This is a genomic window from Erythrobacter westpacificensis, assembly GCF_039542285.1.
Classification (GTDB): Bacteria; Pseudomonadota; Alphaproteobacteria; order Sphingomonadales; family Sphingomonadaceae; genus Alteraurantiacibacter; species Alteraurantiacibacter westpacificensis.
Genome location: NZ_BAABHV010000025.1, coordinates 1 through 23,466, shown reverse-complemented (window position 1 = coordinate 23,466; position 23,466 = coordinate 1). Strand labels below are relative to the sequence as shown.

Below are 23,466 nucleotides of genomic sequence, written 5' to 3'. Positions count from 1 at the left end.
ATGAAAGACCTCAAAATCCTCATCATCGGCGGTGGCATCGGGGGGCTGACATCGGCCATCGCACTACGCCGCGACGGACACAAGGTTATTGTGATCGAGAAGGACCCCGACTGGTCGGTCTATGGTGTCGGAATCATCCAGCAAGCCAATGTGATTCGCGCCATGGCCGAGCTTGATCTGGTCGACGACTACATGGCTGCCGGGGTCCCGTTCAACAAAGTCGCAATCCACGCGCCCGACGGCACGCTAGTGGCCGAGGTTCCCATGCCGCAACTTGTCGAAGGCTACCCTGCCAGCATGGGCATAGGTCGGCCCTCGCTGCACAAGATTCTGGGTGACCGGACTATCTCCAGTGGTGCCGATGTGCGTCTGGGTGTGACTGCCGAGAGCATCGACGACCGCGGCGATGATGTCCAAGTCACGTTCTCGGATGGCAGCGAAGGCGTGTTCGACATCGTAATCGGTGCGGACGGCGTCTATTCCGACACGCGCAAGGCGATCATGCCGGATGAGGCCGGACCCGAATTTACCGGGCAGGCCGTATGGCGATACAACTTCCCGCGCCCGGCCGACCTCGATGCGTTACACGCCTATAACGGCCCCATCGGTGCCGGGCTGGTGCCGATCAACGAAGAGCTGATGTATCTCTACCTGACGACGCCGGAGCCAGAGAATCCCTGGTATCCAAAGGAAGAACTGGCGGAAGCTATGCGCGGCAAGATGCGCGGCCATTCGGCACAGGACATCCGCGACATGGCGGATGCGGTGACCGATAATGACGGCGTGGTTTATCGCCCGCTCGAAGGCATGATGCTGCGGCAGGACTGGCATGTCGGACGCGTCGTCCTGCTTGGCGACGCGGTGCATGCGACCACCCCGCATCTTGGCCAGGGCGCGGGGCTGGCGGTGGAGGACAGCATCGTCCTGGCCGAAGAGATTGCCCGCCACGACACTCCCGAAGAGGCCTTCACCGCCTTTCGCAACCGTCGCTTCGAGCGCTGCCGCTATATCGTCGACAAGTCGCTCGAGATTTGCCGCGGCCAGCTGGGCCAAGGGCCGCTGGTGGACAATGCCAAAGCGAGTGCGGAATCGCTCGCATTGATGGCGCAACCGATTTGAAGTGACCCCAATGGAGCAACCTTTCCTCGAAAACATCTGGTACATGGCAGCGTGGAGCCATGAAGTCGGCGAGACGATGTTGCACCGTCGATTGCTTGGCGAACCTGTCCTGCTGATGCGCAAGACCGACGGAGCAGCCATCGCCATGATCGATCGCTGCCCGCACCGGTTTGCACCGCTTTCGCAAGGTGAACGCGATGGGGATTGCGTCACTTGCCCTTACCACGGGCTGACCTTCGACAGCTCGGGCCAATGCGTTCGAAACCCGTTTTCGGAAACCATCCCGACAGGCGCGGGGGTGAAAACCTTTCCCGTCGCGGAACGTAACAGGATCGTGTGGTTCTGGCCTGGCGATCCGGAATTGGCGGATGAAAGTGCGGTTCCCGATTTCTCGGCCATCGTGGTCGATGGCCATGCACCGATAACCGGTGTCATGCCGATGGACGCCAATTACGAATACGGCACCGACAATCTGATGGATCTCAGCCATATCGAATTCGTGCACAAGGGCACCTTTGCTGGTCGTGGGGTGATTTTTGCGGGCGAGCACGAGCTGAAGGTCGAAGGTGAGCAGCTGCATTCCAACTGGTGGATGCCCGACATTCCTGCTCCGGCGCATACCTTCGGCATTTACGCTCCAGACATGATCACCGATCACTGGCTGGACATGCGCTGGAACGCGCCTGCCAGCATGTACCTACAGGTGGGCGCATGCCCCGCAGGGGGCGAGCGCGACGACGGCGTTATTGCTCACCAGGCGCATATCCTGACGCCCGAAACCGAGCACTCAACGCACTACTTCTGGGCAACCACCCGGCAAGGGCCGCCTTCTGAGGAGGGCGATGCGATGATCGCCGGGCTAATGGGCCAGGCTTTCGGCGATGAAGACAAGCCGATCATCGAAGCTGCCTTCGCCAACACCGAAGGCGCAGATTTCTGGGATCGCAAGCCGGTCTCATTGGGCATAGACCAAGGCGGCACCCGTGCCCGCCGCATCATAGAAAAACTGAAGAAAGACGAGGCAGCACAATGAGCCGTGTGACCGAAATCCGCTATGTCGGTTATGGCGTCGAGGACTTCGACGCCGAGCGCAAGTTCTACGCCGATGACTGGGGTCTGGTGGAAGTTGCCGCCAATGACGACACCGCATGGTTCAAGACCCATGGCCACGACGAGCACCATGTCGTGCGCCTCCACCAGCGCGACAGCAATTGCGTCGAGGTGATGGCGCTCGCGGCAGAATCCCGAGCAGATGTCGATGACCTGCACAGCAAGGTCGCAGATGCCGGGTGCAAGATCATCCACGAACCGCGCGAGCTGGACGCGCCTGGCGGCGGCTACGGCTTCCGCTTCTTCACGCCCGACGGCCTCCCGTTCGAGATTTCAGCCGATGTAGAGGAGCTCGACAAGCGCGCCATGGAACGCTGGGAAGGTATACCGGTGAAGATCAGCCACATCGTGCTGCACTCGCCTGACCATCAGGCGGCAGTGAAATTTTTCTGTGATGTGCTGGGCTTCAAGGTAAGCGACTGGCTGGGCGATTTCATGTGCTTCCTGCGCTGCAACGAAGCGCATCACCGCCTTGCCTTCTTGCCCGGGCCGCCCTGCCTCAACCATGTTGCGTACGACATGCTTGGAGTCGATGACATGATGCGCGGGGCAAGCCGCTTGCGAAAGCGCGGCACGGATATTGTCTGGGGCCCAGGCCGCCATACGGCGGGTAACAACACTTTCAGCTATTTCACCACCCCGGCAGGCTTCGCGGTGGAATATACCTCCGAACTGGAAGACGTGGATTTCGAGAACCACGAGGCGAAGGTTCACGAACCTGGGCCGCAAGTGATGGACCAATGGGGTGTCGGTGTGGGAGGCCCGCAGACCATGCCCAAGCCCGCGCCCGACCCCTGCCTGTTCCAGCCTGCCGAGGTCTGAACGCATGGCGCTGTTCGAGTACTTCCCGAATTACATCTGGAACCTCTCCGTCGCCATAGCGATGGAGAGCGGCGGCCAGATCGGCGAAATCGTCGATATGTGCCAGCCGATAAAGGACGCGGCGGACAGCGGCGCTGATGCCGGTACGCCCGCTTTCATGAAGCAATGGGCGGCAATGGGCGAAAAGCTGCTCGAGCTGGCCGGTGAGGACGAGACTAAGGGCCGCAGTTTTTCAGCGTCCAACAAGATGGAACGCGCTTCGCTCTACCTGTTTACGGCGGAGCGGATGCAGGGGCATGGCCATCCGGGGCGGATGGAAACCTACGCTAAAGCACGCGATGCCTTTGATCGCTCGACCCGGCTCGGCAATATCAATCGCGTACGGGTCGAAGTTCCGCTGCAAAACGGCACAATGCCCGCTTTGTGGACCCGCGCTCCGGGCGATGGACCCAAGCCTGCTGTCGTATTCTGCAACGGCCTCGATAGCTGCAAGGAGCTACTCTACTGGACACGACTTCCGGAAGAACTGGCGCGGCGCGGTATTTCAACCCTTTGCGTTGACCAGCCGGGCTCAGGCGAGGCGCTTCGCCTGCAAGGTCTGCCCGTCGATCCGCACAGCGAAAGCTGGGCCAGCAAGGCGGTCGACTGGCTAGAGCAGCAGGACGAGGTCGATCCGGCGCGCATCGGCATGACCGGCATTTCGCTTGGCGGTCACTTCGCTCCGCGCGCGGTCGCTTATGAGCCGCGCTTCGCCAGCGGCGCCGTCTGGGGTGCCAACCACAACTGGCGTGAAGTGCAGGACAAGCGCATGCAGCGCGAGGGTGAAAATCCCGTGCCCCACTATTGGGCGCATGTGCACTGGGCCTTCGGTGCGGACAGCCAGGAGGATTTTCTCGCCAAGTCCGAGGCCATGAACCTCAACGGCCACATGGACCAGATCACGGTGCCCTTCCTGGTGACGCATGGCGCGAATGACCGCCAGATCAGCCCGTCCTATGCTGACGATCTCTATGACCAGCTGGTCAATTCGCCGCACCGCGAGAAGGTCATCTTCACCCCGCGCGAAGGCGGCGTGGAGCATGTCGGCGCGGACAATTTGTCCTATGGACGCGATCTCCTGTCAGACTGGTTTGCAGAAACGCTGGGCGGGAAGACTGCATAGCACACGCTTTACCCTGCCGCGCTCTCATTGACGCAGGCAAGTGGTCGGAGCGCCGATTGAGCCTGGGAGGGCGGAGGCGATGGAAAATGATGAAACGATCGAGGGGCTAGGCGGCCCGCGCCAAGGCATCATCCTGCTGCTTGCTTCGGTCATGCCAATCATGGCGGTAATTTCGCTCGTACCGGTCCTGCCCATGCTGCTGGAGGAATTCAGCGCCACACCGGGAAGTGCGTTCCTCGTGCCGATTGCCATGACCGTCCCGGCATTGTGCGTAGCTCTGTTTTCTCCGCTCGCTGGCTGGATCGCCGATCGGGTCGGGAGGAAAAGACTGCTCGTCGGTACCCTTGCCATTTATGGGCTTGCGGGGGTTCTTCCCTGGTTTCTGACCGATCTTTTCCTGATCATTGCCGCGCGGGTCGTGTTGGGAATCATGGAAGCGGCCATCATGACGGTCGCGACGGTCCTCATCGGCGACTATTTTTCGGGTGAGCGGCGGGAGAGCTGGCTTTCCATGCAGGTGGCGGCAGGAAGCGTTGCTGCCATCATCCTGATCGCTGTCAGTGGGTTTCTTGGTGAAGCGTTCGGTTCGCGTGGGCCGTTTCTGCTTTATCTTCTGGCTCTGCCCATCGCAGCCATTGCGGCGGTCTTGCTTTTCGAACCAGCAGCGAAGTCTGCAGAGGCCACCTCGACTGATAGTGACTTTCCGTTCGGCACTGTCCTGCCTGTAGTTGCAATCACCGTTCTGGTCGGTGTGTTGTTCTACACACTCATCGTCCAGTTGGGACCAATCCTGCAACTTTCAGGTGACGTTTCTCCGGCCATGATCGGCATTGTAGGCGCCGCGGCCAATCTAGCCGTAGCGGGAGGAAGCCTGATCTTTCGCAAAATGGGCAAGCCACCTGGGATGGCAGTGCTGTCATTGGGTTTGACTGTTTCCGGCGCAGGCTATCTTGGAGCCAGCCTTAGCGGCTACCTTTGGGCTATCGCTGCATTTGCGGTCATCATCTGTATCGGCAGCGGTATCCTTCTGCCGAACTTGATCACCTGGGTGATGAGCTTGCTGCCGCTCCGCTTTCGGGGTCGGGGAACGGGCGCGTGGACAGGAGCGTTTTTCCTTGGACAATTCCTGGCCCCTATAATTGCCACAGCACTTTCCTTGCCACTCGCCGGGCTTGGCGGCGTGCTGCAATTGTACGGCGTTCTCGCGCTCGGTAGCGCTGTCGTTGTCCTCATGATTTCGAAGCTCATGGCGGCAGGCCCGAAAGACATGGAGATCAGTCATGACTGATAATTCATCTGCTCAAAGCACTCCCGCAGTTGCGCTTGATATCGATCCTTTCGAAGAGGCTTTTCTGGCTGATCCTTTCGCGCATCATGAAGGCATTCGTGACGCGGGGGCGGTGGTATGGCTGGACAAATACCAGGTGTACGCCATGGCGCGTTTTGACGAAGTTCAGTCTGCTCTTCGCGATCATGAGACATTCTGTTCTGGGCGCGGCGTGGGCCTTGCCGATTTCTCCAAGGAAGAACCGTTCAGGCAGCCCTCTCTTCTGCTGGAAACAGATCCGCCGTTGCACAGTCAGACGCGCAAGCTCATGAGCAAAGTCGTATCGCTCAAGGCGCTGAAAGAGCTGCGGCCGGTCTGGCAGGAAGAGGCAAAGCTGCTGGTGGCTAGCCTGGTCGAGCGGGGTAGCTTCGATGCTGCTACGGACCTTGCCGAAGTCTTCCCAATGCAGGTGTTCCCAGACACGATCGGATTGATGGACGAAGGCCGCGAGAATCTCATCGATTATGCGACAATGGTCTTCAACGCTTTTGGCCCGAGAAACGAAATTCTCGCCAGAAGTATGGAAGGCAAGCAAGCTGCAATCGATTGGGTGGAGAAGGCCTGCAAGCGCGAAAACCTAAAGCCGGGAGGATGGGGCCTCGCCGTATACGAGGCGGTGGAGGAGGCCGGCTTGCCGCTCGACTACGCCCCTCGGCTGGTCCGCTCCTTCCTTACCGCCGGCGTTGATACGACGGTGAACGGCATCGGGCATCTCATGCTGGCGCTCGGCAAGTATCCCAAGGAATTTACCAAGTTACGCGCAGATCCGAAACTGGCACCGCGTGCTTTCGAGGAAAGCTTGCGCTGGGATTCGACCGTACAAACCTTTTTCCGCACGACGACGCGTGAAGTGGAAGTGTCCGGAACGACAATTCCCGAAGGCGCAAAAGTGCTCCTCTTCCTGGCTGCCGCCAACCGCGATCCGCGCAAGTGGAATGACGCAGAGAACTTCCGGATCGAGCGGCCTGCGGGAGGACACGTTGGCTTCGGCTTCGGTATTCATCAGTGCCTCGGTCAGATGGTCGCCCGGCTAGAGGGAGAGCTGATCGCTGCAGAATTTGCGCAGCAGGCCAAGTCTATCCGATTGGCAGGAGAGCCAGTGAGGCGGATCAACAATACCCTGTGGGCGATTGCCAGCCTGCCTGTCGAAATCGAGGCAGCGTAACCATGTCGCCAACCCTCCATTTTGCCCCGCACACTTGCGCCAGGGTTACACTGACGGCGCTGGAAGAAATTGGCCTGCCGTTTGGGACGCATCTGATTGCCTTCATGGGGGGCGAGCACCGCAAGCCGGAGTTCCTTGCGATAAATCCCGCAGGCAAGGTTCCTGCACTAGAAACAGAAGACGGCGTGATCGTGCAGAATGGAGCGATCCTGAGCTATCTTGCCGAGACTCATCCCGATGCGGGCCTGTTGCCCAGGCCTCAGGATGCAGTCGGCAAAGCCGCTGTCCTCGCCGAGCTCTTTCGCATTTCCAGCGACCTACATCCGCTCGTTACACGCTTTGTCATGGCAGTAATGATCTCCACCGATGCATCCGATGCGCCGCGCATCCGGACAAAGGCTGCCGAAGGCCTAGCGATGCAACTGGCCCCGCTGGAAAGGCTGCTCTCGCAACAGCCATGGATCCTGGGTGGAAAGTGGTCGATCCTCGATGCTTACCTTGCATGGGTCTGGTTTCGGATCGAGGGCGCGGGCCTCGGTGCCGACGACTACCCTGCTCTGGCAAACCACTATGCGACCGCTTCGGAGCGACCCAGTGCCAAAGCCGCGTTGCTTCATGAGGAGCGGGCACAGGAAGAACTGAAGGCGCGCGGTCTGTTTTTCGCGCCGCCAAGATAGATTGGATTGGAAGGGATACAGAATGGCTCTTGGACCCACACGGCGGATCGTTACCGGTCACAACACCGATGGAAAGGCGATAATTCAGGAAGATGGCCCTGTGCCGCGTTATCAGCGCATCGGGGGTGATATCGGTCCTATGTTTCACGAAGTCTGGAATACACGCGCCACACCTGCACCGATCGACGCAGATTCGGGCGAGCCGCACGAAGAAGGCATCCAGCTCGCTCCGCCCAGGAACGGGACGCGCATCCGAGTCCTCGATATTCCACCCGATGGCGATAAACTCAAAGACCTGACCCCTGAACAGGCACGCGCTCACTTCGCCGAAATTGGTGCCGCCGATGCTTCTTCGCACAGCGGTTCGGAAACGAAACATGCACATATGCACAGGACCGAAACCATCGACTACGGCATCGTACTCGAAGGTGAGGTCGTTCTGATCATGGATGAAGGCGAAACCACAGTGCGTGCCGGCGACATCGTCATTCAGCGCGGCACCAATCACGGATGGGCCAATCGCACTAACGAAAATTGCCGGATTGCGTTCATCCTGATCGATGGGCAATTCGCGGATGGCCTGGCATGAGACTGGCGACCCGGCATGATGGCAGCCCAGACGGCGAACTTGTTATTGTTTCGGCGGATGGCAAGCGATGCATGCCTGCCGGACCGAAGTGGCCCTGTTTACGGGTGGCCATGGAGAATTGGGCCGAGGCATCGAGTGATCTTCAGGCGTTCGACCCCGAAAATGGAGAACCCATCGTTCCTGCCGCGCTGCGCGCACCCCTTCCTCGCGCATGGCAATGGCTGGACGGCTCGGCCTTCCGGACGCACGCCGACCTAATGCAGATTGCCCTGGGTCATGATCCCATCGAGGCTGAAAAGCCGCTCATGTACCAGGGGATGTCGCACCAATTCCTCGGTCCGACCGAAGACGTTGCCTTGCCCAGCGTGCAGGACGGGATAGATTTTGAAGGTGAGTTTGGAGTGATTGTGGACCATGTGCCAATGGGCACGTCGCCTGCCAAAGCGATGGATCACATCAAGCTTATCGTCCAGATCAACGACTGGTCGCTACGTGCCATCGCTCCTGTCGAAATGAAGACGGGCTTTGGCTGGATCCAGGCCAAACCTGCCTGCTCCATGGCTCCCTTCGCTGTAACGCCCGACGAACTGGGCGACGGATGGCAGGATGGCCGAGTGTGCCTCGATCTCGAGGTCGACTGGAATGGCAAGCGGTTTGGTGCCGCCAATGGTTGCGAGATGGCCTTCGGTTTCCACGAGCTCGTTGCTCACGCGGCCCATACGCGCGAACTGGCCGCCGGGACTATCATCGGGTCGGGCACGGTATCCAATGCAAACTACCCCGAGGTAGGCTCCAGCTGCATCTCCGAAGTGCGAGCAATCGAGATGATCCGCGATAAGGGGCCTGCAAGCACGGCCTTCATGGCCTTTGGGGATATGATAAGAATGGAGGGGCGTGGCGTGGACGGAAGCTCGCCATTCGGCGCCATCGAACAGCAAGTAGTAGACGGATCATCACGTTGACCGCAATCTACGCAAAGATGCCTTGCTGATGACAACTTCGGACGATGACCTCGAACCGAAGTACCGGATGCCGATTTCGTTCGGCCGTGCTCCAGGCCCGCGCAACCTGCCAGCGGGGCAGCGTCACCGCCGCTACGAGAAAGAGCTTGTTTCGTACACCGTATCTGCGCGCACAGATGCGGCTGCACTGGCCCAATTCCTGCCTGATGGCCTGACGCTGACTGGTGAACCGCGTCTCGAGATTTCTATCTTGAGCTTTCGCAAGATCGGCTGGCTGGCGGGTCGTGGCTATGACATCCTCATGGTTCGTATTCCCGCTCAGTGGACGGAGAACCATGAAGACTCTTATGGCCACTTTGTACCGATTGTTTGGGAGAATATGGCCGATCCCATTATCACGGGACGCGAAGAGCTAGGCTGGCCCAAGATATTTGCCGAAATATCAGTTTCGGAGCCAGCGTCGGAGCCAGCTCGATGCTCAGCATCTTGGGACGGTCACACCTTTTTCGAATTCCAGGCGTCCGACTTTTCGGACTTTGGGCCTCCACCCAAACAGTTGCCGATGGTGTTCGAGAAATACGTCCCGTCCACGAGTGATCAAGTGGGCCCGGACGCGCATTACCTAACCGTGACCGCACCCGATGGCCCAGAACCAGTAGTTCGCACCGTGCAGATTGGCGAGGGGATATTCCGCTTTTATGGCGCACATTGGGAGCAGATGCCGACACAATATCCGATTGTGAATGCGCTCGCAGCCCTGCCGTTGGTCGACTTCAGCCCGGTGGTGAAACTGGCGGCAACCTTGGGCGGTGACGGAAGCGCGCAAAGACGATTGGTAGTCTGTGACTGAAGTAATCGGCTCAGCAAAATTGCGCCAACTCGAATTGCAAATTCGGGGGCGATTCCCGCCCAATTGCAGACGTTGAGCCCTACTGACGCGAATGACCAATTTTGGTGCGCTTTGCTGACCCAACCTGATCCGCCCCGAAATGTCCGCTAACCCCGATTCTATTTCCGAAAGCTGCCTGACCGGAATGTCCCCCAAAGCGGTCATTCTCATCCTCACTCACTTGGTCTGCAGGGTAGACCTGTCCTGTACATGTTCGGTTCTGCTCCTGCCCTCGCTACGGCGGTCGAAACAAATGTAGATCGGGAAGCAGCTCGCAACTTCATGGATCTCCTGGCAGCATCGGAATGCGACGGCGAAAGCTAATTGCAGCGGGATGATCTGAGCCTTCAGACCCGCACCCGATACCCATCCGGCTTTTGTCGCGAACAGTCCTGAACCAGGTCAGCTGAGGACAGCAACCCGTTCCTTTGCCGGCCGTGTTGGCAGCTGCGCTGCCTGCCCGCACCACCCGTCATGAACAGGTTTCCCTTGGAGCTTCGCTCCTGCGGTGCAGTCCTCCCATGCCCTGCTTCTTAGGCAAGTTCGCAAGCCGGAGATGGTCTCCGGTTTGAGGAACTGAAGGACTACTATCATGACCAATATCGCAATTCTCACTGGCCGCATCGCCCGCGATCCGGACAGCCGTGAGACCAAGGGCGGCACCAATGTCACGGGGATCACCGTCGTCACCGATCGCCCCGCGCGCGACAAGGACGGCAAGACCTACAAGGACGAGAACGGCTACACCGCCAAGGAAAGCGAGTTCCACCGGGTGACCTGCTTCAACGGCCTCGCCAAGACCGTCGGCCAGTACTGCTCCAAGGGCCAGCTGGTCAGTGTCCAGGGCCGCATCCACTACACCCAGTGGGAGGACAAGGACGGGGTCACGCGCTACGGCACCGAGATCCTCGCCGACAAGGTCGACTTCCTCTCCCGCGGCAACGGCCAAGGTGAGGACACTGGTGACGACAACAACAACACTGATGCTCCCGAGATCGATTGATATCCATCATCATCGATCCCGCTCGAAAGGGGTGCTGTCCAGACCGGACGGCGCCCCTTCTTGCATTGTTCAAACTCTCTGGCGGAGGAGGGGCCTGGCTCACGGTTGTCCCATTCTGATGGGCGCGCAACCGGCGCGTCAAGGACGGCAGGGTCCCACCATTTTGCCTCCCCTTCGCTGCGCTGCGGTCCAACAAAATCGTTACCCCTACCGCCGCTCCGCGGTCGCCCTTCAGGGCGATCCCTGACCCGCCGGCCGCACGCCCATCCGTCCTGCTCCAGCCGTCAACGGCAGACATCAGGAGGATATCATGGCTACGCAATTTCAACACACCTCGACTTCGGATCGCTACTTTGCCGCGCTGGCTGTGGCAGAGCGTCGGGCGCTGCACAGCTTCTTCGATCAGCACATCGTCGAGGACCGGAAACTTGGATACGTCGCTCTGGACGAGGGCGACTACAACGCACTTCCGGCGCACTTGGTTGCGCGCGTAGTGCATACGATCCACGGAGCGATGTCAGACGAGTTCTGACTGTACCAACGGGGCAGGGACCGGCAACGGTTTCTGCCCCTTTTTCTTGTTCGCAGGATTGGAAGTGGTGGTCAGTCTGGTGGCTAGTGCAGGCACATTCTGCTCGTTAGCAAATTCACATGAGGCAGCCGCAGTTTGAATTAACAAGGTGGCTATTTGTTACCAAACTGGTTCCCGTTGAGGACAAACTTGCATTATCGTCTCTTCCCCTCAAGCCCGGTTTGGGCTAGGAAATCCGTCTGAAACCAGTGCCTTTGTCGTCATTGAACGGTCGAGGTAGTGGTGGATCAGACCATGTACAATTGGGGAACAACTTCGTGCACACCGTACGCAGCGGGTGCTGCAATGGAAGGCGCGGAATTGCTTCACGAATTCACGAAAATGCGCTGATACCATCTTCTGTGCCGGATGCGGTCCACTTGCTTTCTCGTCCGTGCCGAGTCGGCACAGATCCGTTTAATCTGCTGAAAAGCGATGTGAATTTTCCGTTTTCCTACACCCCATGCTGCGGCCTAGAGTGGCACTTGCCTTTCGAAGGGTGAGCCAGGTTCTTTGAACACAAGGAACTTGGAAAAATGCAAAGACACCACCGGTTCGTGACCTATGTCACGCCCCTGATCGCCGAATGGATCAGGAAACAAGCAGAAGAGCGCAGGGTCAGCGCGAGTATCGTTGTTTGCGATTGCATCTTCGATGCCTGGCAGCGCGCAACCGAAGCTGATCTGAGGACCCCGGCGACCGATCCAGTGCGCCAGAACATCTTCATCACGGTCGCATTGGATGCGCTGCTTACGCATCATCCCGACAGCACACTGCGCGACAGAACGGTCGCAGCCTACAAGCGCCGGCTGGAGCGCCTCGGTATCGTTGCACCCCGACCCATGGGAGGCGATGATGAAGCATAATCTCGTCAACTTCACCCGTGGCAGCCAGCTCCTCGGGCATTTCGGCTTCATGTTTGCCGCAGGCCTCAAGGGGCCCCTGATCGTGACCCTCCTGGTCGTTCTCGGCCTCGTCTATTGGGACGTAAGCGGGGCGCTAGACGAGTACCATGTCTACCTCCTGTGGATGCATGCCTATGCCTCTGGCTATGCCTTCATGGAGTTCGATCCAGACAAGCTTGTGAACCTCAAGCTGGCCGATGGGAGCCTCGTCGCATTTCCCATTTCCGTGGTGACCGATTACCCGCCGATGCGCGAAGCGGTCGCGCTTTTCCAGAGCGCGGTCATCAGCGCCTTGTGGCTTGCAGGGTTCATTCTTGCGCCGCTCTTCGCGCTCTTCTGGTGGGTTGCCGAACGCTTCGGCGAGAAGTCCAAACAAAAGAAGCATGTACGCGGGGCGGAGCTTGCTACCTTGCGCGACCTTAGCCGCGAGATCGCTGCACACAACCGCGATGCCCGTGCCCGCGAGTATGGCGATGCGTTGGGCTGGCGCTGGCGTCTGGCCGGGTCGGCTTCGCTGCGGGATGCGGGCTTCTATTCTCCCGCGCATCTGGCCGGGGTCAGCTGGCCCTGGCGGCTTGAGCAGAGTCACGCGATGCTTGTTGGCACAACCGGGACAGGCAAGACCGTCGTCCTAACCGAGCTTACCAGGGAGATCCGTGAACGGGGCGAACGTGCGGTCATTTTCGATCTTACTGGGGCCTTTGTCGAAACCTTCTACGATCCCAAACGCGACATCATTCTCAACCCGCTCGACGCGCGTTGCCCCGCCTGGAGCGTGTTCAACGATTGCTCCACGCGTGCCGAATTCCATGCCGCAGCGGAGTCCCTCGTCCCGCACGATGGGGGCGGCGCCGAACAGTTCTGGGTGCTCGCCGCGCGCACGCTGTTCGTCGAGACCTGTCTCAAGCTCGCCGAAGCAGGGCGGGGCACCAACGCCGCGCTCGCCCACGAACTCATGAACGCCGATCTCTCCGATCTGCACCGTCTCGTCGAAGATACCATGGCCGGTCCCATCAGCACGCCGAGCGCGGCGCGCATGGCGGAATCGGTGCGTGCAGTGTTCAATGTCAACGCCAAGGCGCTCCAGATGCTGCCCGAAGACGGGACGCCCTTTTCGGTCCGCGAGTGGGTCAACGGGGCAGGTGAACCGCGCTCTATCCTGTTTCTGTCCGCGCGCTACATCGACATGAGCGTGCTCTCGCAGCTGCTCACCCTGTGGCTCGACACCGCGATCATTACGCTGATGGCGGGCCAGCGCTCGCGGGACATCAGGCTCTGGTTCCTGATCGACGAACTTGGCGCGCTGCATCGCCTGCCTTCGCTCGAGAAGGGCCTCCAGACCGCGCGCAATTTCGGGGGCGCGATCGTCACCGGGATCCATGCCTTTGCCAAGCTCAAGGATGTCTACGGCGAGAACATGGCCATGACCCTGGCTGGGACGCTTCGTCGCGCATGTCAGGGGCGATCCGGCTGATCCGCTTGTGCCCAAGTCGGTCCTCAGACAGGACCGTGAAACGATCGCAGCGGCACAGGCCGTCGCTTCGGCGGTGCGTCACCAGCCTGGTCGGGTGCTCGAGGTCTCGAGAAAGCAACAGGCCCTGGGACTGTCAGCGGGCGAGTATCGTGTCCTGGGACAGGACCGGAAGGGCAGGCAGGTCGAAGTCGCGGACAAGCGCGGCAAGCGGTTCCGGTTCGATCCCGCGCGGATCAGGGCAGGGAAGGGCGACCAGAATCTGACCTTGCATGAGCCGAGGAAGCTAGAAATCCATGAAGGCGACCGGATCCGATGGACCCGCAACGATCATCGCCGCGGCCTGTTCAATGCCGACCAGGCCAGGGTGGTTGCCATTGCCGGTGGGAAGATCACATTCGAAGCTTCCAAGGGAGACCAGGTCGAGCTCAAAAAGGACGATCCGATGCTGAAGCGGATCGATCTTGCCTATGCGCTCAACGCCCACATGGCGCAGGGTCTGACATCCGATCGCGGCATAGCCGTCATGGACAGCCGCGAGCGCAACCTGTCGAACCAGAAGACCTTCCTGGTGACGATCACGAGGCTTCGCGATCACCTGACGCTGGTTGTCGACAGTTCGGACAAGCTCGGAGCGGCCGTCGCACGCAACAAAGGCGAGAAGGCATCGGCCCTCGAGGTCACCGCACAGTTGACCCCGACAGAAAAGAAAATCGGCGAACTTGATCAGCTGAAACCGGAAGAGGCCAACAAGGCCGAAAAGGAACTCGCTCGAAGCAAGAGCAAGACACTGGATTTCGGGATTTGAAGGGCCGCTTTGCGACCCAATCTTCAGACGTGTTGGTCCGGCAGTTGGTCCAGGTGGTGCTTACGCGCGAACGATCGGATTTCGGAACCGCTCTCAGATCGCAAGAGTCTTGCGATGCCTCTCAATCGCGCTTCGCACGTCATCGGGGAAGGGCAGGTGTCCGCTTTCGTTGCTCCAGGCGTCGTCGAACTGTGCAACGACATCCTTCGCTGTCGCGGTGATCAATTTGGCAGGCAGCCTTGCCTTGTCGGCGATCGTCTCGAGTTCGTCATAGGTGTAGGATGCCCACTCGCGCGAGCTATGAAATTTGAGTGCAGCATCGTCGCCTGGGATATAGGCGAGCGTCGAAAGCAGGTCATAGGCAGGTGCCAGCAGCGCGTTGCGCCGGTCCGGATAAATCAACGACCAGTTCTTGAGATGCATGTCGCCATTGCCGATCAGCACCGAGTAGGTGAGCCGGCGGACGAATTCGATCACGCTTTGCTCGTCGGTCTCGATCGCCAGCACGCTGAGGATCTGGCGGTAGCTCGCATTCTCGTATTTATCGTCTGCAAAGACACCGAACACCTGGGCGAAGTCTTCGGTGTGTACGGGTCCCTCTTCCCCCCGGTCGAAGCGCCGGATGGCAAAAGCGGATTTTCCGTAGCGGGTGATACCTTCGGGTATGCCATCGATCTGATCGAGAGGCACAAGGTCGATGTCCGGTACGTCAATCCCGATCTTTGCCGCCAGTTTCATCGCCGCGAATTCTGCCTCGGGCACCTCCGGATGTCTCGCAGAGGGCAGCTTGACGATCCAGTTGCCGCCGCTGCCTGTGACCGGGATCGTCAGTCCGCCATTCTTGCCTTGGGCCTTGATCGCCGAGAATTTGAGTTGCACGCCGGCAAGCGAGAAGCGCAGCGCGCGCTCTGCCTGCTTCCCCGCCGCTTCTTCATCTAGCTCGTCGACCTCCGTTTCCTCGGCATCGACGGCGACGGCGCGCACTGCGCCGGGAAGATCGTGCCCTAGCTGTGCGAGAAGGTGGTACTCGCGCACGGCTTTCACGCCCGCGCGGCGAGCCAGGTAGTCGCGAAGCGTTCCTTCGGGAAGGAGGTTGGAGAAGAACGGCTCGATCTTCGTTCGATAGCTGCGTGGCTCTGCGATGATGTCCCCATTCACGTCCTTGTAGGCGAGCGACAGCGTCGGCCGATCCTGGTCGGCAAGGTAGACTTCGTCGAATGTGAAGATGCTCGCATCTCCATCGAGGCGTGCGATGGTTCCAACGCGCGTCTCACCCAGAAAGATATCGAGAGCCGCTGCGTTGATCATGTGGCGTCGTCCTCAAGCCGGTAAGCAGGCAGTCTGTGGGCACTATCTCGATCGATTGAGTGAACCTGCAGGTTTCTGACGTGCCGTAGGGCACGTGTGGATGCCGCGATCTGTTGGGCGAGTTTCTTCCTTCCCTCTTGCTGCTCGAGCGCCCAGCCGAGATCCTGGAGATGCTTTTTCAGATGAGCGACGGGCTGCAAAGCCTGCTCGATGGCTTTGAGCGTTTCGGGGGTGAAATTAACGGCCTGGATATCTTTAAGTGCGCTTTGAAGCTCATTCACCTCGGTGACGCTCGGATAGCTCTCCCGTACTCGCTCGGCGAAACGGTTGGTTTCGGCAATCGTTGCGAGCGTTCGACTGGCCTCGCTTCTTTCGCGCTGTGAGCGAACAACGCCTTCGATCGCCGGTACGGTCCTTCGAGGCACTAGCTTCAGTTCGAGGTCAAGCGCGCGCGCTATTTCGACAAGGCTGGAAATCTGTAGGTCTACATTCCCGCCTTCGATTTTGGAGATGTGGCTTTGGGGCAAACCTACCCGTTCACCCAGCTGCTTCTGGGTAAAGCTCTTTGCTGTCCGAGCCGCTTTGATGCTTGCGGCGATGTCTTCGATTGCCGTGGTCATAAATATGTTTCTGCATATGTTGATCGACGTTTATATTTTTTAGCATATACAAAGGTTTCTCAGAAAGCGACAAAAATCTGTAGCGACATATATGGCTGACTAATCATATGTCATTGCATATCATGGACGGAGATTGACGGGCATAAAGCGCGAGCAGTCGTCACTTCGCAGAACCATTTTCGGATTTTTTCTCCCGATCCTTCGATGACAGAGCTTTCGCCCAGAAATATGTCGATCAGTCAGGCAAGCCAACGGCGGCAATGCGCCCCAAACTCGGACATCCAGTCCGCATTCTTAACTGACCAAAAGCGGACGTTGGAGGCCATGGTTTGGCTAAACACTCCCCAAGCGTTGCGCAAAAAGCTCTGTTTCGGCAGTGGACTTAACTGGAAACATTGTGGCAAGCGGAATGACATTCGATTTCAGAAACCGAGCCAGAGCAAGCTTGAATAAAGCAAAGGAGCTGCTGGCATCGGGCGATACCGAGGATTTGGAGTTCGCCGCGCTCAAGCTGCGCAAGGCAATGGAAGCTTTGACCTACGAGCGGTCCAAGATCTATGCCGATGATCTTGGGCCCAAATCGATGATGACCTGGCAACCCAAGAAGCTCATGGATCGGATGCTGGAGGTCGATCCTTATGCTGACAAAGCCGCTCGGATATCCATAGGCCGCGAACCGACTCCGGGAGAAACACCAGAATTCATGAGACTGCTGGGAACGGACAACGTTCTCGACATGCAAACGCTCAAAAAGCACTACGATGCGCTCGGCGCATATCTACATACCGAAACCCTCGACCAGATCCATAACGGAAAAGCTCACGACCTTACAAAACTGCGAAAACGATGCGATGCCATCGTTGAAGCAGTCGAGGTCGTTCTCAGCTCGCGAATTTGGAATTCCTCGATGGCAAATCGCGGGCAAATCGAATGCCATGAATGCGGCTCCATCATTCGCCGACGATTGGGCCGGGATGGTGAGCCTCGCGTGGTGCAATGCTGGGAATGCGATGCCAGCTACACGCTGACCGACATTGGCAATCGCAAAGTGCATTTCGAGCCCCGAATGCAAGACGTGCTCTGTCCGGTTGAGGGTTGCGCCGGAAGCTTTCCGCTTTGGGAACGGGAGTTCATCGTTGGCACACGGTGGAAATGCCGCGATTGCGGCCACATGCTTCATTTGGCACCGGGAGTCGCTATAGATGAAAATATATATGATGAATAAATATTAGTATAATCACGTGTTAGATTGTGGGGCCGCATTAATGGAGCAGGGAAAGCCAGATAAATTATTGCGAGTACTGTGTCTCGATGGTGGAGGTGCGAAGGGCTTTTACACCCTCGGCGTTCTCCGGGAAATCGAAGCCATGGTCGGCTGCCGCCTGCATGAGCAGTTCGATCTTGTTTTTGGAACCAGTACAGGAGCAATCATCTCGGCTCTGATAGCGCTGGGCAAAGACGTCGACGAGATCCACAGACTCTACAAGAGCAACGTTCCCGAAATCATGAAGCACAAGGGCAGGGCTAAGAAATCGGCCGCCCTTAAGAATCTAGCCGACCAGGTGTTCGGCGATCTGGAGTTTGATAGTCTGAAAACCGGTCTCGGCATCGTCTCGGCTAAGTGGCAATCGGAACGTCCGATGATTTTCAAAGGCGATCCGGCACAGGCGCATGGACGTGCGGCGACGTTTGTTCCTGGGTTCGGCGTCAGCATAAGCGATGCCGTGCAGGCGTCGTGTTCAGCCTATCCGTTTTTCGAACGCAAGATCGTCACAACCGCTGCGGGTGACAAAATCGAATTGCTGGATGGCGGATATTGCGCCAATAATCCAACGCTCTATGCCATAGCCGATGCAACTTCGGCGCTTGATACCCCGATAGAAAACATCAGAGTCGTGAGCATCGGCGTCGGTGTATATCCGGAACCGAAACGATCTCTCTTCAGTGCCGCACGATGGGCAAAGCACCTGCTGAGTGTGCAATTGCTGCAAAAGACACTGGAGATAAACACCCAGTCGATGGACCAACTCCGCGAGATTCTGTTCAAGGATGTCCCGACCATCCGGATCAGCGATACGTTCGAGCGTCCGGAATTGGCGACGGATTTGTTCGAACACGATCTCGATAAGCTCAATACGCTTCGCCAATTGGGGGCAGAGTCCTTCGCGCAACGTGAAGCCGCGCTCTCCGAATTCTTATCGGTTGAAGGTCCCTAAATGGCCATTCCAGAAAATCAGCTCGAGACATGGTCGCATCAGGGCTCGGTCACCCAATCGAGCAGCACCTATCAGACCATCAAAGGCGTGTTGGAGGCGTCGACCGCGCCCTATTCAAGCCATCTGCACCGGAGTTTCCTGCAAGGATCCTATGGAAACAGCACGAACATCTGGGCCGATAGCGATGTCGATATCGTCATGCAGATTGATTCCGTTTTCTATCAGGATGTCGGCGAGCTGCCGCCCAGCGAACTTGAATTATACAACGCATCATTCTCTTCGGCCGATTACAACTACGCCGATTTCAAGCGGGACGTGATCGCGGTCCTTCAGGCCAAGTATGGCAATCTGGTTGTACCTGGAAAGAAGGCCGTCTTTGTCGGCGGGAATGGCAATCGACGAGACGCCGACGTCCTAATTGCTGCGCAATTCCGCAAGTACTGGCGCTTTCAGGGAATGGACGAGCAGTCTTACGCGGAGGGCCTTTGCTTCTGGGATTCTGCCGGCAACCGGATCATCAATTATCCGAAAATGCATTCTGCCAATTGCGTGGCCAAACACGGCGCTACGAACCAGCGCTTCAAGCCAACCGTACGGATTTTCAAGAATATGCGCAACCGGATGATCCAGGATGGCTACATAACCGCCGGGCTGGCTCCATCCTACTTTATCGAAGGGATGCTCTACAACGTTCCGGCCGATTGCTTCGGTTCGAACTGCGAGGACTCCGTGGTCGGCTGTATCAATTGGCTATTGGAAGCGGATAGAAGCAAGCTGGTCTGCGCAAACGAACAGTATGTCCTGCTCCATCCAACCTCGGCGGTTACGTGGCGATCGGAAGAATTTGATGCCTTCTTGAGCGCCGCCGTGCGATTCTGGAAGGAGTGGTAAGAAGCTTGAAAACGATCGATCAGTTTATGTGGGGTTATCAGGAACACTTCCGAATCCACTATGAGATTCTCACGCAAAACGTGTTCGAGGCGATCGGATTCGAAGGAAAGCCGAAGGTCTTTCTGGTCGGGCTGGCGATGTCCGATCGGGAGGTTCGGCATGAAGCGTGTGTCGAGCCCGAAACCGGTTTTCCGGATCAGGACTTCTTTTCTTCGCTTCCTAAGCGCGTCACTGAAGGCGTACCCAAGCACCCCAGTCAGCAGATGTTCTACGGCGACGAGGTAACCAACAGAGAAAAGCCTGAAAACATTCGCCGCCAAGTGATTACAGAGGAAGTTTTGAACCTTCTCGCCTCGGAGGACGAGCGTAGCGGACTGCGCAGTTTCGCATCCTTGGCCGCTCCCGTCGACAACCACTATGTCGTAACAGTTATACAAGTTCCGAAGGGCAATTTAGACGTACATCCGTTGATACCTTTTCGCTGGATGCAGGAAAACGCCGAGACGAATCTGCTTATGGAATGCGTCCGGAAAATACTTGGCCAGGCGCAGTATGAGACGTACCGGTCATGGCCGGAACCCGGACGTACTCTGGGAAGCGAGATGCAACTCGAAACCCATGAAATTGCTGTCCGTGCAGCCAAGAGTTTGATGCGCGTGCCGTTCATTGCCGGCGACATGATGAATTCCGGGCTTTTCGAGCCGCTCGAACAGGTCACCCAGCTCATGTACGAGGGGCAGGTATCAAAGGGCCGAATTGTACTGGCGGCGGCGGACGATCCCAACGTCGATTATGTTCTACGCTTTTCCAACCCCGTGTCGTTACAGCAAACGCGATGGCTGCGAAAACTGTTGCAAATGGCGACGCGTGAGACGGCCCTCATCAGCGGCTACGGAAAAGTTTACGGTCTCGGCTCCACTTCCGACATCAGCACAGAACCTTACGCCATTGATGTTGTCGATCGGCACCAGTGGGATTTTCGTCGCGGCAGCACGATCTACATGAATATGCGTGCTGGCCGCCCGACCTTGCCTAAAGAGCCCATTTCAAGCGAGCGCCTGAAAGAAAACATGACGCGCATTTTCGAGAACATCTCGGATGCCTCGGTCGCCAGAGCAAAAAACGTGATGGACATTCTTTTTCAGTTGGGCCGCGGCAGCATGATCGTCTTTGCCGATGATGCGGCGAAAGAGGCGGGGCGGTTGCAATCGCAGGGGACGAAGATCGAACCAACAGCGCTCAACAAGGAATTGCTGGAAAGAGCTACGAGCATAGATGGCACGATCATCGCCGATCCGGACGGCGTCTGCCACGCGGTCGGCATCATTCTCGATGGTAGTGCCAACGCCGAGTGTACTCCCGAACGCGGATCACGCTACAATTCTGCCGTGAGATATGTCGGCGATGGATCGCAGGGCAGAATGGCAATGGTTTTATCCGAAGATGGCACGCTCGACATAGTTCCACTGCTGCGAAAGCAAATCTACCGCGAGGAAATCGAGCGGGCGGTCATCGAGCTCGAAGTCGCCGATCTCGACACTTATCACAAGGCGAGGAACTATCTCGAAAAGCACCGCTTTTATGTGCTCGAAGATCAATGCGAACGGATCAACAAAGCTCTCGATCGCATTGAAAACGAACGGACCGAAGTCGGCAGAATAGTCTGGCACACTAAGAGATTTACCCCAAATCCGAACATGAGCGAAGACTACTTCAAGCAGTCCAAGAAAGGGAGGGAGTAGGCCAAGCTTGCCCTGCCTGGCGGGCGGAATGTAAATGATAGATGAGGATTTGAAAAGCCGCGCCCGGAACATCTTGAGAGGCCACTACAGAACGATCGATTTTGATCGACTGTTTTTGGGTCTGCGGTCGCGCGCGGCAAGCAAGCCGTGTTTCAGGGAATTGGGCGACTTCGTCGCCCATCGCGACACCCGGGAAAAAGGCTTTCTCACGCAAGTTGGCCGTGATGTCTTCATTAGTCTCGATGTCTGGAGCATGAAAATGCGGGGCATCGAACCGACCTTGTCGGACCTGTGCCGGGCTGCTGACGCCAATCTACGCCTCGCCAACGATCTGCAAATGTCTGAAGGGTGCGGGTGCAGCAAGGCCACCGCGAAACAACGACTGAAGCGCGGATTCGAAAAGTTGGAGAAGAATCGCAAACCGACCGACAAGGAACTCCGCGTCCTGGGGTATCTGGCAAATCGGTTCATCTGGCGCCCTGCATTTACCGCAGATCAGCTATTCGATGAGTTCGGCCAACTGCTCGTACAATGCGGAATAATAGATCGAGCCGAAATGGCACCGCTAGAGAACAGCAAAGTGCCGCTCACACTATATGCGTTAACGGTGATGCATGGATCAGCGATCATCCTGGAAAACGGTCAGCGATCCAATCTCTATGCCGGCTACGCTAACCGCGAAGGCAAGCTGGAAGTGAAAATGGAAATCGTCTTTACCGAACAATCCAAGCCTATCCTCTCGCCGATCTGTCTGTTCCAGACTGATTTGAAACCGGAAGATCACTGCGAAGCTGATATGTTGGATGCCGAAGCTCCCGTTCTAATAGATCACTGGAAGCGTCCCATTGAATTGAACTCCGCGAACAAGCTGGCTTGCGTCTAGAAAAAGTCAGCCGCTCAAGCATCCGTGTCCTTTGATTACCGTATTCCCCTACATTCACGATGTAGTCGACATGGCAGGTTTTTGGGCTCGGTGCCGAAAAGCAGACTGTCCGGAATCGGCCCCACAATCTGACACTGAGGCGGAACATCAAAACCATGAGGCCAGCGGCTCTAAGGCTTATTCAGTCTAGCGCCTCTCTCGCTTCAGCCAAATCGATCCGCGCGTCATATGAATGCTTGCGTAGTAGGTGCAGCAGGTTCGCTCCGTTCAGAAGAGATAGCGGTTTCGCAGTCGCGAATTTATGTGCCTCTGGACCGAAATCCGAGGTCGTCACCAGAATACCTTTGGTGGCTCCTTCATTCATGACGGTGCCATATAAGTCGCGAACCGCCGCGACACCAACGGTCCGGGTGTAACGTTTGGCCTGGATCACAATCTTGCCGCCACTAATGGGGTCGGGATCGAATGCTATCGCATCGACGCCCTCATCCCGGCTCGATTGCGTGACCTTGACTTCCCCGCCGCGCGAATTGAATTCCTTCTCGAACAACTCGCGGATCAGGTGTTCGAAGTCTTCCCAGTCCATCGCTGCCAAGTTGACCGAAGCATCGAGCGTATCGGCAATCTCGCGGCCATCGACGAAGCGGCGGTCGCATTTGTCGATCGTGATAATTGGTGGGATAGGTGCCAGCGCCGCCAAGGAAGCAGCGGAAACGCCGCTCAGCGCCTTGAAGCAGGCCTTGGGCTCGACACGGGCAAGATCAATCTTTTCGAACTCCGCTCGCGAGCACAAAACGGAGAGGATGCAGTTGCGGTTCGAGAGTCCGTTGGCGGGGTTAATGGCGGTGACGAAGCCATTGAACGCGACGTTCTCGATGTTTTGGAAATCATCTGCTTCGAGAACCTCGTGAATGCTCCGCAAGGCAATCTGGTAGATCGTGCCTTCGAAAAGATCCTTCTTAGCTCTGGCGGCCAGCGGGGTTTCTTTTAGCTCGCCGGTTGCTCGTACGAACCGGACGGACTTCACGGTCGGGAGATCGTCGGGGTTCGGCATTTCGTACTCGACCAGCAAAGTCTTGTCTTGGGATCGATAATCGAGGACGAATTCCTTCTCGATGAGGCCGTGATAGTTCGAGGCCTCCAGAACGAGAGAAGTGAATAGCCCCTAGATTTGTGGACGCTTTCTTTCCTAATTTTGAGGACAGGAGGCGACGATGGGCAAGGCT

General features: G+C 57.7%; 22 protein-coding genes and 1 pseudogene. 20 read left to right on the top strand and 3 right to left on the bottom strand.

Annotated features, from left to right (window positions below; translation table 11 throughout):
- From ABFX23_RS16545 to ABFX23_RS16475, 15 genes and pseudogenes are all read left to right on the top strand, one after another.
- Entirely contained in the window at positions 1 to 1,119 is a 1,119-nt protein-coding gene (locus ABFX23_RS16545) for an FAD-dependent oxidoreductase (protein WP_346034072.1), read from the top strand.
- Between the two features lie 10 nt (positions 1,120 to 1,129).
- Positions 1,130 to 2,152 (top strand): Rieske 2Fe-2S domain-containing protein, encoded by a 1,023-nt coding sequence (locus tag ABFX23_RS16540; protein ID WP_346034071.1) that lies wholly within the window; start codon positions 1,130 to 1,132, stop codon positions 2,150 to 2,152.
- Entirely contained in the window at positions 2,149 to 3,051 is a 903-nt protein-coding gene (locus ABFX23_RS16535) for a VOC family protein (RefSeq protein WP_346034070.1), read from the top strand. The genes ABFX23_RS16540 and ABFX23_RS16535 overlap by 4 nt, the downstream gene beginning before the upstream one ends.
- Before the next feature lie 4 nt (positions 3,052 to 3,055).
- Positions 3,056 to 4,213, top strand: a complete 1,158-nt coding sequence (locus ABFX23_RS16530) for an alpha/beta hydrolase family protein (protein WP_346034069.1) — start codon at positions 3,056 to 3,058, stop codon at positions 4,211 to 4,213.
- 79 nt (positions 4,214 to 4,292) lie between these two features.
- Positions 4,293 to 5,501, top strand: a complete 1,209-nt coding sequence (locus ABFX23_RS16525; protein WP_346034068.1) for an MFS transporter — start codon at positions 4,293 to 4,295, stop codon at positions 5,499 to 5,501.
- The gene (locus tag ABFX23_RS16520; RefSeq protein ID WP_346034067.1) at positions 5,494 to 6,705 is read left to right on the top strand and encodes a cytochrome P450; all 1,212 of its coding nucleotides are present in this window, start codon (positions 5,494 to 5,496) and stop codon (positions 6,703 to 6,705) included. Before ABFX23_RS16525 ends, ABFX23_RS16520 begins: the two co-directional genes overlap by 8 nt.
- Before the next feature lie 2 nt (positions 6,706 to 6,707).
- Positions 6,708 to 7,382, top strand: coding sequence for a glutathione S-transferase family protein (locus ABFX23_RS16515; RefSeq protein ID WP_346034066.1), 675 nt, complete (start codon positions 6,708 to 6,710; stop codon positions 7,380 to 7,382).
- Positions 7,383 to 7,404: 22 nt separating this feature from the next.
- The gene (locus tag ABFX23_RS16510; protein ID WP_346034065.1) at positions 7,405 to 7,971 is read left to right on the top strand and encodes a cupin domain-containing protein; all 567 of its coding nucleotides are present in this window, start codon (positions 7,405 to 7,407) and stop codon (positions 7,969 to 7,971) included.
- Positions 7,968 to 8,933 (top strand): fumarylacetoacetate hydrolase family protein, encoded by a 966-nt coding sequence (locus ABFX23_RS16505; protein ID WP_346034064.1) that lies wholly within the window; start codon positions 7,968 to 7,970, stop codon positions 8,931 to 8,933. Before ABFX23_RS16510 ends, ABFX23_RS16505 begins: the two co-directional genes overlap by 4 nt.
- Positions 8,934 to 8,961: 28 nt before the next feature.
- Complete coding sequence (locus ABFX23_RS16500; RefSeq protein WP_346034063.1) at positions 8,962 to 9,783, top strand: acetoacetate decarboxylase family protein; 822 nt, start codon at positions 8,962 to 8,964, stop codon at positions 9,781 to 9,783.
- Between the two features lie 631 nt (positions 9,784 to 10,414).
- On the top strand, positions 10,415 to 10,825 hold the full coding sequence (locus ABFX23_RS16495; protein WP_346034062.1) for a single-stranded DNA-binding protein: 411 nt from the start codon (positions 10,415 to 10,417) through the stop codon (positions 10,823 to 10,825).
- Between the two features lie 310 nt (positions 10,826 to 11,135).
- Positions 11,136 to 11,357: a hypothetical protein gene (locus ABFX23_RS16490; RefSeq protein WP_346034061.1), complete on the top strand. Its 222-nt coding sequence runs from the start codon at positions 11,136 to 11,138 to the stop codon at positions 11,355 to 11,357.
- A gap of 575 nt (positions 11,358 to 11,932) precedes the next feature.
- Positions 11,933 to 12,262, top strand: coding sequence for a hypothetical protein (locus ABFX23_RS16485; protein ID WP_346034060.1), 330 nt, complete (start codon positions 11,933 to 11,935; stop codon positions 12,260 to 12,262).
- Positions 12,252 to 13,748: pseudogene (locus ABFX23_RS16480) on the top strand (type IV secretion system DNA-binding domain-containing protein); the annotation flags it as partial. The gene ABFX23_RS16485 and the pseudogene ABFX23_RS16480, both read left to right, overlap by 11 nt.
- Positions 13,749 to 13,782: 34 nt before the next feature.
- Positions 13,783 to 14,580 (top strand): hypothetical protein, encoded by a 798-nt coding sequence (locus tag ABFX23_RS16475; protein WP_346034059.1) that lies wholly within the window; start codon positions 13,783 to 13,785, stop codon positions 14,578 to 14,580.
- A gap of 93 nt (positions 14,581 to 14,673) precedes the next feature.
- Here the strand turns inward: ABFX23_RS16475 and ABFX23_RS16470 are convergent, their stop codons facing one another.
- Both ABFX23_RS16470 and ABFX23_RS16465 read right to left on the bottom strand, forming a co-directional pair.
- Complete coding sequence (locus ABFX23_RS16470) at positions 14,674 to 15,888, bottom strand: type II toxin-antitoxin system HipA family toxin (protein ID WP_224800992.1); 1,215 nt, start codon at positions 15,886 to 15,888, stop codon at positions 14,674 to 14,676.
- On the bottom strand, positions 15,885 to 16,508 hold the full coding sequence (locus tag ABFX23_RS16465) for a helix-turn-helix domain-containing protein (RefSeq protein ID WP_224800993.1): 624 nt from the start codon (positions 16,506 to 16,508) through the stop codon (positions 15,885 to 15,887). Before ABFX23_RS16465 ends, ABFX23_RS16470 begins: the two co-directional genes overlap by 4 nt.
- Positions 16,509 to 16,917: 409 nt before the next feature.
- Between ABFX23_RS16465 and ABFX23_RS16460 the strand changes: the two genes are divergently transcribed.
- The 5 genes from ABFX23_RS16460 to ABFX23_RS16440 are packed head-to-tail and all read left to right on the top strand — an operon-like array spanning position 16,918 to position 22,240.
- Positions 16,918 to 17,733 carry a hypothetical protein gene (locus tag ABFX23_RS16460; protein ID WP_346034058.1) on the top strand — a complete coding sequence of 272 codons (816 nt, stop codon included), beginning with the start codon at positions 16,918 to 16,920 and terminating at the stop codon, positions 17,731 to 17,733.
- A gap of 40 nt (positions 17,734 to 17,773) precedes the next feature.
- On the top strand, positions 17,774 to 18,724 hold the full coding sequence (locus tag ABFX23_RS16455) for an anti-phage phospholipase (RefSeq protein ID WP_346034057.1): 951 nt from the start codon (positions 17,774 to 17,776) through the stop codon (positions 18,722 to 18,724).
- Complete coding sequence (locus tag ABFX23_RS16450) at positions 18,725 to 19,615, top strand: anti-phage nucleotidyltransferase (protein ID WP_224800996.1); 891 nt, start codon at positions 18,725 to 18,727, stop codon at positions 19,613 to 19,615. It abuts the gene before it with no gap.
- Between the two features lie 5 nt (positions 19,616 to 19,620).
- A complete protein-coding gene (locus tag ABFX23_RS16445; RefSeq protein WP_346034056.1) occupies positions 19,621 to 21,357 on the top strand; it encodes an anti-phage protein in 1,737 nt (578 codons plus the stop codon).
- Positions 21,358 to 21,391: 34 nt separating this feature from the next.
- Entirely contained in the window at positions 21,392 to 22,240 is an 849-nt protein-coding gene (locus ABFX23_RS16440; RefSeq protein WP_322295514.1) for a hypothetical protein, read from the top strand.
- A gap of 181 nt (positions 22,241 to 22,421) precedes the next feature.
- On the opposite strand, the gene ABFX23_RS16435 is transcribed toward ABFX23_RS16440, so the two are convergent.
- Positions 22,422 to 23,294 (bottom strand): restriction endonuclease, encoded by an 873-nt coding sequence (locus ABFX23_RS16435; RefSeq protein WP_346034055.1) that lies wholly within the window; start codon positions 23,292 to 23,294, stop codon positions 22,422 to 22,424.
- Positions 23,295 to 23,466: the final 172 nt, after the last annotated feature.